This window comes from Pseudomonas sp. GW821-FHT09E04 (assembly GCF_059416185.1).
Window position 1 is genome coordinate 284,965 of the sequence record NZ_JBWKOR010000005.1, and the last position, 14,971, is coordinate 299,935.

The 14,971-nt window shown below is 61.5% G+C and carries 11 protein-coding genes and 2 pseudogenes; 9 read left to right on the top strand and 4 right to left on the bottom strand.

Annotation, left to right across the window (positions count from 1 at the left end):
* Window positions 1–89: 89 nt before the first annotated feature.
* From AC07N4_RS20045 to AC07N4_RS20055, 3 genes are all read right to left on the bottom strand, one after another.
* Window positions 90–2,027, bottom strand: a complete 1,938-nt coding sequence (locus AC07N4_RS20045) for a methyl-accepting chemotaxis protein (RefSeq protein ID WP_102620177.1) — start codon at window positions 2,025–2,027, stop codon at window positions 90–92.
* Window positions 2,028–2,126: 99 nt separating this feature from the next.
* Window positions 2,127–2,429: a cell division protein ZapA gene (locus tag AC07N4_RS20050; RefSeq protein WP_096819884.1), complete on the bottom strand. Its 303-nt coding sequence runs from the start codon at window positions 2,427–2,429 to the stop codon at window positions 2,127–2,129.
* Window positions 2,426–2,656 (bottom strand): hypothetical protein, encoded by a 231-nt coding sequence (locus AC07N4_RS20055; protein ID WP_007952320.1) that lies wholly within the window; start codon window positions 2,654–2,656, stop codon window positions 2,426–2,428. Before AC07N4_RS20055 ends, AC07N4_RS20050 begins: the two co-directional genes overlap by 4 nt.
* A 343-nt stretch (window positions 2,657–2,999) precedes the next feature.
* On the opposite strand from AC07N4_RS20055, the pseudogene AC07N4_RS20060 reads away from it, so the two are divergent.
* From AC07N4_RS20060 to trxC, 6 genes and pseudogenes are all read left to right on the top strand, one after another.
* Window positions 3,000–3,656 (top strand): annotated as a pseudogene (locus AC07N4_RS20060) (MCP four helix bundle domain-containing protein); the annotation flags it as partial.
* 303 nt (window positions 3,657–3,959) lie between these two features.
* A pseudogene (locus AC07N4_RS20065) lies at window positions 3,960–4,559 on the top strand (methyl-accepting chemotaxis protein); the annotation flags it as partial.
* A 312-nt stretch (window positions 4,560–4,871) separates the two neighbouring features.
* The gene (locus AC07N4_RS20070) at window positions 4,872–6,614 is read left to right on the top strand and encodes a potassium/proton antiporter (protein ID WP_096819886.1); all 1,743 of its coding nucleotides are present in this window, start codon (window positions 4,872–4,874) and stop codon (window positions 6,612–6,614) included.
* Window positions 6,615–6,648: 34 nt separating this feature from the next.
* Window positions 6,649–10,002 carry a mechanosensitive channel MscK gene (gene mscK / locus AC07N4_RS20075; RefSeq protein ID WP_493065837.1) on the top strand — a complete coding sequence of 1,118 codons (3,354 nt, stop codon included), beginning with the start codon at window positions 6,649–6,651 and terminating at the stop codon, window positions 10,000–10,002.
* A 48-nt stretch (window positions 10,003–10,050) separates the two neighbouring features.
* Entirely contained in the window at window positions 10,051–11,514 is a 1,464-nt protein-coding gene (gene selO, locus AC07N4_RS20080) for a protein adenylyltransferase SelO (RefSeq protein WP_493065838.1), read from the top strand.
* 81 nt (window positions 11,515–11,595) lie between these two features.
* Window positions 11,596–12,030 (top strand): thioredoxin TrxC, encoded by a 435-nt coding sequence (gene trxC, locus AC07N4_RS20085; RefSeq protein WP_064592954.1) that lies wholly within the window; start codon window positions 11,596–11,598, stop codon window positions 12,028–12,030.
* A gap of 44 nt (window positions 12,031–12,074) precedes the next feature.
* Here trxC and AC07N4_RS20090 read toward each other — a convergent pair whose 3' ends face one another.
* A complete protein-coding gene (locus AC07N4_RS20090) occupies window positions 12,075–12,845 on the bottom strand; it encodes a ParA family protein (RefSeq protein ID WP_096819891.1) in 771 nt (256 codons plus the stop codon).
* 370 nt (window positions 12,846–13,215) lie between these two features.
* On the opposite strand from AC07N4_RS20090, the gene AC07N4_RS20095 reads away from it, so the two are divergent.
* The 3 genes from AC07N4_RS20095 to AC07N4_RS20105 are packed head-to-tail and all read left to right on the top strand — an operon-like array spanning window position 13,216 to window position 14,967.
* Window positions 13,216–13,941 (top strand): beta-ketoacyl synthase chain length factor, encoded by a 726-nt coding sequence (locus AC07N4_RS20095; RefSeq protein ID WP_493065839.1) that lies wholly within the window; start codon window positions 13,216–13,218, stop codon window positions 13,939–13,941.
* On the top strand, window positions 13,917–14,726 hold the full coding sequence (locus AC07N4_RS20100; protein ID WP_096819893.1) for a lysophospholipid acyltransferase family protein: 810 nt from the start codon (window positions 13,917–13,919) through the stop codon (window positions 14,724–14,726). Before AC07N4_RS20095 ends, AC07N4_RS20100 begins: the two co-directional genes overlap by 25 nt.
* Window positions 14,707–14,967, top strand: coding sequence for a phosphopantetheine-binding protein (locus AC07N4_RS20105; RefSeq protein WP_085711082.1), 261 nt, complete (start codon window positions 14,707–14,709; stop codon window positions 14,965–14,967). Before AC07N4_RS20100 ends, AC07N4_RS20105 begins: the two co-directional genes overlap by 20 nt.
* Window positions 14,968–14,971: the final 4 nt, after the last annotated feature.

Below are 14,971 nucleotides of genomic sequence, written 5' to 3' on the forward strand. Positions count from 1 at the left end.
CAAGTCGGTGAACCTCTTCAATATTCCCCAATCAGTCCCCTCTACCTCCGGGAGAGGGTTAGGGTGAGGGGCTCTTTGGCTCTTGGCACTCAACTCAACTTGAACCCACCCATCTGCCGCGCCAGATCATCCGCCAGCCGCTGCAGCATCTGACAATCCTCACGACAAGCCCGAACCTCCCCCGCCGTCGCCCGCGCCAGATCGGAAATCCCCTGCACGTTGCGGTTGATCTCCTCGGTCACCGCCGACTGCTCCTCAGTCGCCGTCGCCACCTGATGGTTCATGTCGCTGATGCGCTCGACCTGCCCGGTAATCGCGGTCAAAGACGCACCCGTACGCTGGCTCGACTCTACGCCGGTGCCGGTTGCCGCCTGTCCCGTACGCATTGAAGACACGGCATTCTCCGCCCCCTGTTTGAGACTGCCGATCATCTGCTGGATCTCGTCAGTGGATGCCTGAGTGCGGCGCGCCAAGGTGCGCACTTCATCGGCCACCACCGCAAAACCACGCCCCATGTCCCCGGCCCGCGCCGCTTCAATCGCCGCGTTCAATGCCAACAGATTGGTCTGCTCGGAAACGCCGCGAATCACCGCCAGCACCTGATCGATCGAAGCCACCTGATGCGCCAACTCCCCCACCGCGCCGGCCGCGACGCCGATTTCATCAGACATGCTTTCTATATGGCGAATCGAGCCGCCGACCACTTCGCGCGCCTGCATCGCTTCATCGCGAGCGGTTTGCGAGGCGAGCGCGGCGTTGCCGGCGTTCTGGGCGATTTCCTGCACGGTCAGGCCCATTTCGTGGACGGCGGTGGCAACCATGTCGGTCATTTCCTGCTGGCGACCGGAGCGCTCGGCGGTGTTATCCACAACCCTGGCCACCTGACCCACAGCGACACGCAAACGCTCACTGGTGGTCAACACCTCGGCGATCATCCCGCGCTGGCTGTCGAGGAAACGGTTGAAGCCCCGAGCGAGGTCGCCCAGCTCATCGGCGCGGCTGGAATCTAACCGATGGGTCAAATCTCCACCACCGCTACCGATTGCTACCAGCGCAGCTGTTACCTGACGAATCGGTCGCACCAATCCCTGAGCCAGCCAGATCACCAGCGCCAGGCAAACCAGCGCCACCGCCAGACCGATGCCGCTGCTCATCCACATCGCCCGTCGGGCTTCGGCGTAGATCTGTGACTGCGGCACTTCGGCCACCAGAGTCCAACCGAGGTCACGCAAAGGCAGGCTGAAGGCGAGGAAGTCTTCGCCGTCACGCTGGAAGCTGCTGTTGGCCGCCACTTTATGGCCCATGACCGCTTGTGCCGCGCTTGCGCCGATCTGCTCCGTAAGCGTGCGCTTGCCGCTGAATTGCGCCTCGGGATGGACCTGGATCAAACCGTCGGAACGCACGAGATAGACCTTCCCGCGTTCACCGAAGCTGAAGTTGTGGATCAGCTCGGACAGCTCTTTCATGCTCAGACCTAGCCCCGCAACGCCGACCACTTTGCCGGCCTGCTCGACCTTCAGGTCGATGAACAGCGCCAACTCTCCGGTGGCCCCGTCGTTGTCGATGTTCAGGGTTCGGGGCTGATTGCTGTCCAGGAATGAGTAGAACCACGCATCGGCCGGTTTGGCGCGGCTGAGGGTGCGATCCAGGCCTTTTTCGGTGATGTAGTGATTGGATTCGGTGCCGATGATCAGCGCGGTAAACGCCTTGTGTTCGGCGCGGATGCCTTCCAGATATTGCGCGAAGCCTGCCGTTTTGGCGGAGTCTTCACCTGTGGCCAGCCAGTCGCGGACCATTGTGTTGCTGGCGATGTCTTTGGCGGCGGTGAGGGGTTGAACGAGGATTCGCTCGATGTCGTTGCGCGTCGCTTCGATGCTCGACGGCAACGCCTGCTCGACCAGATAGCTCTGGGCGAGGCGGTTGACCACCAGGGTATAAATGCCAACCACGATCAGGATGCTGACCAGCAGAGCGGTGCCCATGCCGAGGATCAACTGCCATTGAATACTGCGACGCCAGAACTGCATGGAGCACCCCCAAAGAATAAGAGGCTGAAACACTGCAACAGCCGTGCCGATTGTATACAGCGCAATCGACAATCTTACTCTTTGGTTGTGCGCAACCCATCAACCCTGATTGATGGTCTTGGCGATGGTCTCGACCGTGGCGCTGACTTGCTCTTGGTAACGCTCGAGTTCCTGCTGGTGCTGCTTCTTCATTTCAATCTGCTGCGAGCACAGATTCATCGCCGCCAGCACCAGCAGGCGGTCGCCGATCAGCGTCGGGTATTTGCGTTTGGTATCGGCCAGTGCGGCCTTGAGCATCAATGCGGCGTCCAGCAGGGTCTGTTCTTCCCCGGCCGGTGCCTTGATCGAATAGTCCTCCCCCATGATGGAGACGACTTTTACCCCTGCTGTGCCGTGGTTCATGCGCTGACAGGACCTGCGTTGACGCGATCAACCAGGGCCTGGATGCGTGCGGCGGTGGCGCCGTGCTTTTCTTCCTGTTCCATCAGGCTCAGTTGCAGGCTTTCGTTTTCATCCTTGGCCTGGGCCAGTTCCGTGGACAGGGTCTGGTTGGTTTCCGAGAGGGTCTGGTTCTGTTGCACCAGGTCGCTGACGAGCTGTTCCAATTGGCTGAGGGATGCTTCCAACATTTTGATCTTCCAGGGCATTTTCAAAGGGCGCGTACGATAAAGAAAAGTCGTCGTGGATGCCAGGGTTAAACCGGCGCAAGGCCTTGATTTTCCTGGTGGCCGACCGTTCCTGCGAGTGTTAGAGACTGCGATCTGCCGATCTGGTTCCTGCACTTCGTCGCCCGGCCTTCAGTGCGACAAATACGCGCACGGGCTCAAGACTTTAGTCGTATGACCGATAAGTCATCCAACAGCAGTCTCAGCCCGCATGGATGCGGCCCTTCCTGGTATACGCCCCATGTCCCTTCGCAATATGAATATCGCCCCCCGGGCGTTCACCGGTTTCGCCCTGATCGGCGGCCTGATGCTCATTCTCGGTGTGTTCGCCCTGAACCAGATGAGCAAGATCCGCGGCGCCGCCGAAAACATCACCACCACCAGCGTGCCGAGCATCAAGAACCTCGACGAGTTCACTCAGCTGACCCTGCGCCTGCGAGTGCTGTCGTACCGTTTGCTGGTGAACCGCGAGCCGGACATCCAGCAGAAAACCATCGAACTGCTGGAGATGCGCAACCAGCAGATCCGCAAGGCCCAGACCGATTACGAGCCGTTGATCGGCAGTCCGGCCGAGCGTGCGGCCTATGACCAATACGTGCAGTTGCTGGGTCAATACCGCCAGATCGAAGACCGGATGAAAACCCTGTCGCGCAACAATCAGGTGGATGAGCTGCGCAACCTGCTGAACACCCAGTTGCTCGACAACTCCGAAGCGATGAACTCGGTGCTCAACCGTCTGATGCAAATCAACGGCGAGCAGATCAGCACCACCAACCAGCAAGCCGCCGAGCAGTTTTCTTCGGCTTTCAGCCTGGTGGTGACGCTGCTGGTGATCGCGACCGGCCTGACCTTCCTCTTCGCCTGGCTGCTGACCCTGAGCATCACCAAGCCGATTTCCAAAGCGCTGGATGCGGCGGAAACCATCGCCGAAGGCAACCTGACCCAGCCGATCCACGTTGACGGCACCGACGAAGCCGGTCGCCTGCTGGCGGCCATGGCCAAGATGCAGTCGAAGCTGCGCGACACGCTGCAGCGAATCTCCGGCTCGGCCACCCAACTGGCGTCCGCCGCCGAAGAGCTGAACAGTGTCACCGACGAAAGCGCCCGTGGCCTGACCCAGCAGAACAACGAAATCGAGCAGGCCGCCACGGCGGTCAACGAGATGACCAGCGCCGTGGAAGAAGTCGCACGCAACGCGGTCAGCACCTCGGAAGCCTCGAAGAACGCCACCACTTCCGCCGGCGACGGTCGCGATCTGGTGCAGGAAACCGTCAGCGCCATCGAGCGCATGAGCGCCGATGTGCAGAGCACCGCGACCCTGATCGGTGATCTGGCCAACGAATCCCGTGACATCGGCAAGGTGCTGGACGTGATCCGCGGCCTGGCTGACCAGACCAACCTGCTGGCACTGAACGCTGCCATCGAAGCGGCCCGTGCCGGTGAAGCCGGTCGCGGTTTTGCCGTGGTGGCGGACGAAGTCCGTGCCCTCGCGCACCGCACCCAACAGTCGACCAGCGAAATCGAGCGCATGATCGGCAGCATCCAGAGCGGCACCGAACACGCCGTGGATTCGATGCGCAACAGCACCGAGCGCGCCGAATCGACCCTGAACATCGCCCGTGGCGCTGGTCTGTCGCTGGACACCATCAACACGGCCATCGTCGAAATCAACGAGCGCAACCTGGTGATCGCCAGCGCTGCCGAAGAGCAGGCACAGGTTGCACGTGAAGTGGATCGCAACCTGGTCAACATCCGCGATCTGTCGGTGCAATCGGCGACCGGCGCGAATCAGACCAGTGCGGCGAGCAACGAGCTGTCGCGCCTGGCGCTGGATCTGAACAATATGGTTGGGCGGTTCAGCCTGTAATTTTTGAGATCAAGATCAAAAGCCCCTCACCCCAGCCCTCTCCCGGAGGGAGAGGGAGCAGATTGGGGGCTTTTCAGATCCTGAGTTCGACTCGGAATTTCAGGTCGCCGTAGCTCACACAAACACCACGATCAGTCCCCTCTCCCTCTGGGAGAGGGCTAGGGTGAGGGCAGCAATCGCGCGCCGAACGCAAATCCGAATACCCCACTGAAAAAGCTTTTTGACAGCATCACATTTCAACAGGTTAGAATCGCTGGCACGCAGACTGCATGGTCAGTTTGTGCCCGTCTTTCCGCTTCTGGAGTACTGCCTTTGAATGCGACGACCATCAACAGCCTGTTCTTGATCGGCGCGTTGCTGGTAGGTGCGAGCATTCTTGTCAGTTCCCTTTCGTCGCGTCTCGGCATCCCGATTCTGGTGATTATCCTCGCAGTCGGCATGACTGCCGGGGTCGATGGCGGCGGCATCATTTTCGATAACTACCCGACGGCCTATCTGGTCGGCAACCTCGCTCTGGCGGTGATCCTCCTCGACGGCGGTTTGCGCACCCGGGTGTCCAGTTTCCGCGTTGCCTTGTGGCCGGCCTTGTCGCTGGCCACCGTCGGCGTTCTGATAACCACCGGCCTCACCGGGATGGCCGCAGCCTGGCTGTTCGACCTGAACCTGATTCAAGGCCTGTTGATCGGCGCCATCGTCGGTTCAACGGACGCCGCAGCGGTGTTCTCGCTGCTCGGCGGCAAGGGCCTGAACGAACGGGTGACCGCCAGCCTGGAAATCGAATCCGGCAGCAACGACCCGATGGCGGTGTTCCTCACCGTGACCCTGATCGACATGCTCGCCAGCGGCCAGACCGGCCTGCACTGGAGCCTGTTGACCCACCTGATCCGCGAGTTCGGCATCGGTGGCGTGATCGGCCTCGGCGGCGGCTGGCTGATGCTGCAACTGGTCAACCGGATCAACCTCGCCACCGGCCTCTATCCGATCCTGGTAATCGCCGGTGGTCTGGTGGTGTTCGCCCTGACCAACGCCCTGCACGGCAGCGGCTTCCTTGCCGTTTACCTGTGCGGCCTGGTGATCGGCAACCGTCCGGTGCGCAGCCGCCACGGCATTCTGCACATGCTCGACGGCATGGCGTGGCTGGCGCAGATCGGCATGTTCCTGGTGCTGGGCTTGCTGGTTACTCCGCACGACTTGCTGCCGATCGCCCTGCCTGCTCTGGGCCTGGCGCTGTGGATGATTCTGTTCGCACGGCCCCTGTCTGTGGTGGTCGGGTTGCTGCCGTTCAAGGCGTTCCATGGTCGCGAAAAGGCGTTCATTTCCTGGGTCGGCCTGCGTGGCGCGGTACCGATCATTCTGGCGGTGTTCCCGCTGATGGCCGGGCTGCCGAATGCGCAGCTGTACTTCAACCTCGCGTTCTTCATCGTGCTGGTGTCGCTGCTGGTGCAGGGCACGAGCCTGCCGTGGGTGGCCAGACTGCTCAAGGTGACGGTGCCGCCGGAGCCTGCGCCGATCTCCCGTTCGGCCCTGGAAGTGCACATCACCAGCGAGTGGGAACTGTTCGTTTACAAGCTTGGCGCAGAGAAATGGTGCATCGGTTCACCCCTGCGCGAGCTGAAAATGCCCGAAGGGACACGCATCGCCGCCCTGTTTCGCGGCCAGCAACTGCTCCATCCGTCGGGTAGTACGGTGCTGGAAGTCGATGATTTGCTGTGCGTTATCGGCCATGAACACAACTTGCCGGCCCTCGGAAAACTGTTCAGCCAGGCACCGCAACGGGGCCTCGATCTGCGTTTCTTCGGCGACTTCGTGCTCGAAGGAGACGCCCAGCTCAAAGCGGTTGCGGCCCTGTACGGCCTACCGGCCGAAGGCATCGATCCGGACATGACCCTGGGCCACTTCATTGCCCAGAAAGTCGGCGGTGCGCCGATCGTGGGCGACCAGGTGGAATGGAACAACACCCACTGGACGGTTGCGGTCATGGACGGGAACAAGATCGCCAAAGTGGGCGTCAGATTCCCCGAAGGAAGTCGCCCGGGCCCCGGGCTCTTCCTCTAAACTGCCTCCACTCTCACTTGCTTGACCGGTCTCTATGCCTACCCTGCGCTCCTTTTTCCTCGCGGCCCTGCTGGGCCTGAGTCTTACTGTCGGCCCGCTGCACGCCGCAGAACCGCCATCCAGCGACGCCGTGCAGGCCAACCTGGACAAGCTCACCGACAGCAAACTGCCCGAGGCCGACAAAAAGGCCCTACAAACGCTCCTGCAAAACACGCTGAACCAGCTCAACAACCGGCGTGACTACGAGCAGAAGCTGAGCGACCTCAAGCAGCAGTTGGCCACTGCGCCGAAGCAGACTATCGAGAACGCGCGCGAACTGACGCGACTCAAGGCCACCCCTGTGGTGCCAGTGGCGCAGCGCTTCACCAAAGAGAACATCCAGCAGCTGGAGCAGATACTCACCGAGCGCTCGACCCAGCAAAGCGATCTGCAAAAAGCCCTGGCCGACGCCAACAGCCTGATCATCACTGCGCAAACTCGCCCGGAGCGCGCCCAGGCAGAAATCGCCAGCAGCCAGACGCGCATCCAGCAGATCAACAACATCCTCAAGACCGGCAAGGACAGCGGCAAGACCCTGAGCGCCGAGCAACGCGACCTGCTCAACGCCGAGCTGGCGTCGCTCAATGCCCTGATCCCGCTGCGCCGTCAGGAACTGGCCGGCAACAACCAGTTGCAGGATCTGGGCAACAGCCAGCATGACCTGCTCACGGAAAAGTCCGACCGCCTGGACCATGAGATCCAGGAACTGCAAACCCTGATCAACCAGAAACGTCTGACCCTGTCTCAGGAAACCGTGACGCAGCAGTCGATCGAGGCTCAGAAGTCGGGCAGCAGCACCCTGCTCGCCACTGAAAGCGCGGCCAACCTCAAGCTCTCCGACTACCTGCTCAAAAGCACCGACCGCCTCAACGAGCTCACCCAGCAGAACCTGCAGACCAAGCAGCAGCTGGACAGCGTGACCCAGAGCGATTCGGCCCTCGACGAGCAGATCAACGTGCTCAAGGGCAGCCTGCTGCTGTCGAAGATTCTCTATAAACAGAAACAGGCACTGCCACGCCTCAAGGTCGACCGCGACCTGGCGGATCAGATCGCCGACATTCGCCTGTACCAGTTCGAAATCAACCAACAGCGCGAACAGTTGAGCAATCCGGCGACTTACGTCGACAACCTGCTGTCCACCCAACCGCCGGAGCAAGTCACGCCACAGCTGCGCAAGAGCCTGCTGGAGCTGGCCAACACCCGCGTCGATCTGCTGGAGCGGCTGAGTCGCGAACTGAGCGCGATGCTCAATGAGTCGATCACCCTGCAACTGAACCAGAAGCAACTGCTGAGCACCGCGCAAAGCCTGCGCGCGACCCTCGACGAGCAGATGTTCTGGATCCCCAGCAACAAGCCGCTGGACAACGAGTGGATTCGCGGCGTGCCGGAACGCCTGAAACGCCAGATCGACACCCTGCCGCTGGCCTCGAGCCTGAGCGAACTGACCGACGGCCTCACTCAGCGCCCGCTGCTGTTCCTGCCGCTGGCGCTGCTGATCGGCGCGCTGCTGTGGCGCCGCAAACAGCTGTATTCGCGACTGAACAAGGTCCACCAGGACATCGGTCACTTCAAACGTGACAGCCAGTGGCACACGCCGCAGGCAATTCTGATCAACATCCTGCTGGCGATGCCGGTGGCGCTGGGCCTGGCGTTGTGCGGGCTGGCGCTACAGATCGACGCCCGGGGCCAGAACGCCAACATGGGTGCGGCCCTGCTGCAAATGGGCCAGGCGTGGCTGGTGTTCTACACCGCTTACCGGATCCTCGCGCCGGGCGGTGTGGCCGAGCTGCATTTCCGCTGGGAAAAACCGCAGGTCGAATTCCTTCAGGGCTGGGTGCGTCGCCTCGGTCTGGTGGTGATGGCACTTGTGGCGGTGGTGGCGGTTGCCGAACTGCAACCGGCGGCGCTGGCCGATGACGTCATCGGCATGCCGGTGGTGCTGACCTGCTACGCCCTGATGGGGTGGCTGCTCAGTCGACTGCTGATCAGCAGCCCGGCCCACGAAAACGCCTCGCTGTTCCGCAAGGCCGTGGGTGTGATGTTCACCCTCCTGCCGATCGCCCTGTTCGTCGCGGTGTGCTTCGGCTACTACTACACCGCGCTGAAACTCAGCGACCGCTTGATCAACACCCTGTACCTGCTGATGTTCTGGCTGGTGATCGAAGCCACCTTCGTCCGTGGTCTGGCGGTCGCGGCACGGCGTCTCGCCTACCAGCGGGCCCTGGCCAAACGTCAGGCAGCGAAAGAAGCCGGCGACGGCGAAGCGGTGATCGAAGAACCGACCCTGGACATCGAAAAGGTCAACGAACAGTCCCTGCGCCTGATTCGCCTGGCGCTGCTCGGCGGTTTCATCGCCGCGCTGTACTGGGTCTGGGCCGACCTGATCACGGTGTTCTCGTACCTCGACAACATCACCCTCTACGAATACACCAGCGGCACCGGCGCCAACATGAGCATGGTGCCGATCAGCATCGGCGACATGCTGGGCGCGCTGATCATCATCGGCATCACCTTTGCGCTCGCCCGCAACTTGCCGGGTCTGCTGGAAGTGTTCGTGCTGTCGAAACTCAATCTGGCCCAGGGCAGTGCCTACGCGACCACGACGCTGCTGTCGTACGTGATCGCCGGGGTCGGTTTCGTCTCGACCCTGTCGACCCTCGGCGTGAGCTGGGACAAGTTGCAATGGCTGGTGGCGGCGCTGTCGGTCGGCCTCGGTTTCGGTATGCAGGAGATCTTCGCGAACTTCATCTCCGGCATCATGATCCTGTTCGAACGTCCGGTGCGGATCGGCGACACCATCACCATCGGCAATCTGTCGGGCACGGTGAGCAAGATCCGCATCCGTGCCACGACCATCACCGACTTCGACCGCAAGGACATCATTGTCCCGAACAAGACGTTCATCACCGGGCAACTGATCAACTGGTCGCTGACCGATACCATCACCCGGGTGACGCTGAAACTCGGCGTCGATTACGGCTCCGATCTGGATCTGGTCAAGGAACTGCTGCTCAAGGCCGCCCGGGAAAACCCGCGCGTGCTGAAGGAACCCGAGCCGCACGTGTACTTCCTCAACTTCGGCGAAAGCACCCTCGACCACGAACTGCGCATGCACGTGCGCGACCTCGGTGACCGCAACCCGGTGATCGACGAGGTCAACCGCTTCATCAACCGCGAGTTCAAGAAGCAGCACATCAACATCTCGTTCCGGCAGATGGAGGTTTACCTGAAGAACCTCCACGGCCAGGAGTACAAACTGGTGCCGGTCGAAGACGACAGCAAAACCATCGTGCCCGTCAGCGGCGAGCAAAAACCGCTGCAAGAGCCGCCACCCGCCAAACTCGACTAACCCGGCTAATCCCAGCAGAATGCTCGGACATTCTGCTGGAGCCGGCCCTTGAAAGCCCTCGACGAACTGACCTTCGACAACCGTTTCGCCCGCCTGGGCGACGCGTTTTCGGCCCATGTGCTGCCCGAACCGATCGACAACCCGCGACTGGTGGTCGCCAGCCCGGCGGCCCTGGCGCTGCTGGATCTGGATCCGGCGACGGCCGACACTCAGGAATTCGCTGAACTGTTCGGCGGCCACAAGTTGTGGGCCGATGCCGAGCCGCGGGCGATGGTCTATTCCGGGCATCAATTCGGCGGCTATACCCCGCAACTGGGCGATGGTCGCGGTCTGCTGCTGGGCGAGGTCTACAACGCGGCCGGCGAGCATTGGGACTTGCACCTCAAGGGCGCCGGGCAGACGCCGTTTTCGCGCATGGGCGACGGTCGTGCGGTGCTGCGTTCGTCGATTCGTGAGTTTCTCGCGTCCGAAGCGCTGTATGCGCTGAACATCCCGTCCTCACGCGCCGCGTGCGTGATCGGTTCCGACACCCCGGTGTGGCGCGAGAAACAGGAACGCGCCGCGATGGTCCTGCGCCTAGCGCCGAGCCACGTGCGTTTCGGCCACTTCGAATATTTCTATTACACCAAGCGTCCCGAGCAGCAGAAACTGCTCGGCGAACACGTGCTGGCGATGCACTTCCCCGAATGCCTGGAACAGCCGGAACCGTATCTGGCGATGTTCCGCGAAATTGTCGAGCGCAACGCCGAACTGATCGCCAAGTGGCAGGCCTACGGTTTCTGCCACGGGGTGATGAACACCGACAACATGTCGATCCTCGGCATCACCTTCGACTTCGGCCCGTTCGCCTTCCTCGACGACTTCGACGCGAACTTCATCTGCAACCACTCCGATGATCAGGGCCGCTACTCGTTCAGCAATCAGGTGCCCGTCGGCCAGTGGAACCTCAGCGCCCTGGCCCAGGCCCTGACGCCGTTCATCAGCGTCGAAGCCCTGCGCGAAACCCTTGGCCTGTACCTGCCGCTGTTCCAGGCCCATTACCTCGACCTGATGCGCCGCCGTCTGGGCTTCACCACGACCGAGGACGAAGACCAGCAACTGCTGGAGCAACTGCTGCAATTGATGCAGAACAGCGGTGTCGACTACACCTTGTTCTTCCGTCGTCTGGGTGAGGAGTCAGCAGATAAGGCTGTTGCCCGGTTGCGCGATGACTTTGTGGATATCCGAGGCTTCGACGCCTGGGGCGAGCGTTACGTCGACCGTGTTGCACGCGATGGCGCGACCGATCAGGAACAACGCCGCGCGCGGATGCATGCGGTGAATCCGCTGTACATCCTGCGCAATTACCTGGCGCAGAAGGCGATCGATGCGGCGGAACAGGGTGATTATTCAGAAGTGCGACGCTTGCAATCCGTGTTGAGCAATCCATTCGAGGAACAGCCTGGAATGGAGAGCTATGCCGAGCGACCGCCGGAGTGGGGCAAGCATTTGGAGATCAGTTGTTCGTCGTGAGCGGGAACGACTGAACCTTGATAATCGATCCGTACGGCTCCAGATCAGTCGTACGATCCCGTTTTGTTCATTGAGCCAATCATGACCGACCCACTCCTCATCCCCTGCCCCTCCTGCAACGGCCTCAACCGCATTCCCGCCGAGCGCCTCAACGACCACCCGAAATGCGGACGCTGCAAGTCAGAGGTGTTGTTGAACAAGCCGTTCGAACTCAAGCAAGGCGACTACGCCAGCCAGATCAAGGGCGATCTGCCGTTACTGGTGGACGTGTGGGCGGACTGGTGCGGGCCGTGCAAGTCGTTTGCGCCGGTGTTCGAGCAAGCCGCTGCGCAATTGGCAGGCAAGTGCCGGCTGGCCAAGCTGGACAGCGAGGCCAATCAGCAGTTGTCGGCGCAGTTGGGGATCCGCTCGATTCCGAGCCTGATTCTGTTCAGGAACGGTCGTGAGGTAGCGCGGCAAAGCGGGGCGTTTCCGCTGCCGCAACTGATGGCGTGGCTGCGCAGCCAGGGCATCTAAAACGACACCCTCCAATGTGGGAGCTTGCTCCCACATTGTTTTTTTCAGGCGTCTTCGAGCAGGTTGTGCAGTTCGACGAACTGCTGGGTCAACTTGTGTCGCGGGTCGAGATGGATCAGCGGCGTGCTGGCCTGATGCGATTCGCGCATGCGCACTGAGCTGGCAAGGTAAACCGGCAGCACCGGCAAACCCTCAGCGATCAATTCATCGAGAATCTGCTGTGGCAGGCTGGCCCGGGCCTGGAACTGGTTGACCACGATGCCTTCGACTTCCAGGCCTTCGTTATGGTCGTCCTTCAACTCTTCGATCTCCGACATCAGCCCGTACAGGGCCTGACGGGAAAAGCTATCGCAATCGAAGGGAATCAACACCCGATCAGCAGCAATCAGCGCCGAAACCGCATAAAAATTCAGGGCCGGCGGCGTATCAAGGTAGATACGATCGTAGTCCTCGCTCAACTCATCGAGCAACTTCCGCAGTTTGTTGATCTTGTGCTTGGCCTCGAGCTTGGGCTGCAAGTCGGCCAGTTCTGCCGTGGCGGTGATGATGTGCAGGTTGTCGAACGGGGTTTCGTAGATATCGGCCTTGTTCTTCTTGGAGAACGGACCCGAAGACAGGGTCTGCTTGAAGAAGTCGGCGATGCCCATCGGAATGTCGTCACCGGTGAGCCCGGTCAGATACTGAGTGGAGTTGGCCTGGGCATCGAGGTCCACCAACAGCGTGCGATAACCCTCGCTGGCGCTGACCGCCGCCAGATTGCAGGCGATGCTGGATTTGCCCACGCCACCTTTCTGATTGAACACCACGCGCCGCATGACAAAACCTCCGTGTATCAAAGAATGACCGAGTGTAGTGGTGCCCGGCCCCGCTTCGCTACCTTCACGGACACGGACTACAGGGTCAGGCGCAAATATCTCAATGGGCACGGCGCAAATGCCGCCATTGACCGCCGATATGCCCGACAGACAATCCCGTCGCAATCCGGATAATGGCCAAGTGACATTTTTTGCCATGTACCCTTCGGTCCATTTCAGCGCGCAAAATGTAACCAGCATTTGCTACACACTCGTCGCACCGGGATAATGCGCGCCACCCGGCGCCAAGCGCCACGCCACTTTCGGCAAGGTCAGCACCTCTGTGGCTTTGGCAGAACCGCGTCAAAAACAGCCCGCAGGGGCGGGATGAATGTCCGTGATCAACTTCAACATCGCCCAATGGCGCGCCTGGGCTCCCGGGCTCGACAGTGTGGAGGCCTGGCAAGCCTGGAGCCGACAGCCGGTCGCGCTCCCGAGCAGCGATGCCGCGCCCGATGTGTCGTTCCTTCCCGCCATGCAGCGCCGCCGTCTCAGCCGCCTGGCGCGGATGGCCTTCAGTGTCGGCTGGCCACTGGCCGACGGTCGGGAAAACCTGCCGCTGGTCTTCGTCTCCCGCCACGGTGAAACCCCGCGTACGTTCGACATCCTCAGCGACCTGGCCAACGAACAACCGCTGTCACCGACCCAGTTCAGCCTCTCCGTGCACAACGCGATCATCGGCCTGTGGTCGATCATGCGCGGCGAAACCAGTGAGATGACCGCCCTCGCAGCAGCGGGCGACGGCCTCGAGCACGGCGTGCTGGAAGCCGCCGCCCTGCTGGACGAAGGCGCTCCAGCGGTACTGTTGGTGATCACCGAAGAACAACCGCCCGCCGCCTATTCGGCATGGATCGATGACGTGCCGTTTCCGTATGCGGTGGGCTTGCTACTGACCCCCGGTACCGACTGGCGGCTGACCCTGAACAGCGCCCCCGAAGCACTGTCCAAAGCGCAATGGCCCCACGCGCTGAATCTGCTGCAAACCCTGCTCGGCCAGCAAACCCTTTGCCAACATGCCTGGAAAAATCGTGTATGGACCTGGCAACGCAACCCGTAACCGAAAAAAACCGCGACGCCTACTACTGGCGTCTGCTGGCCACCGCCATCAGCTTCGCCCTGTTCGGGCTGGGCGGGCTGTGCCTGCGCCTGCTGGTGTTTCCGCTGCTGGGCTGCCTGCCGGGTGACGCGAAGACCCATCGGGAGCGGGCGCGGCAGACCGTCAGTCGGCTGTTCTGGTTTTTCGTCCGGTTCATGGCCCGCACCGGGGTGCTGACCTACGACATCCAGGGTGCCGAACGCCTTGGCCGTCCGGGGCAGATGATCATCGCCAACCACCCGTCGCTGATCGACGTGGTGTTCCTGATCGGTCTGGTGCGCCACGCCAATTGCGTGGTGAAGAAAAGCCTGTGGGAAAACCCTTTCACCCGCGGCCCGCTGCGCAGCACCGAATACATCAGCAACGACGGCAGCATGGACATGCTCGATGCCGCCGCCGATGCGCTGCGAGACGGGCAGACCCTGATCATTTTCCCGGAGGGCACCCGCACCCAGCCCGGACAGGCACCGGCCTTCCATCGGGGCGCGGCGGCCATCGCACTGCGGGGTGCGAAAATTCTCACCCCGGTGATCATCAAGGTCAGCCCGACTACGCTGACCAAGGCCGAGCCGTGGTATCGCATCCCCTGCCGCCGTGTTCACTTCAGTTTTCGCGTCGGGGCCGATATAGACCCACAGACCTTTGCCGCACAAGGCCCTGCACCGCAGGCCTCGCGCAAGCTCAACGACTTTCTGCACCATTTTTTTATCAAGGAGCTCGCCGAAGATGAGCGATCTGCACCGTGAGATAAAACTGCTGATCATCGACGCCCTGGGCCTCGAAGACATCAGCGTCGACGATATTGGCGACGACCAGACGCTGTTTGGCGAAGGCCTGGGCCTGGATTCGGTCGACGCCCTGGAACTTGGCCTGGCCATCCAGAAAAAGTACGGCATCAAGATCGATGCCGACGCCAAGGACACCCGCAACCATTTCACCAACGTGGCGAGCCTTGCGGCGTTCGTCACGGCAAAACAGGCAGCTTGAGACC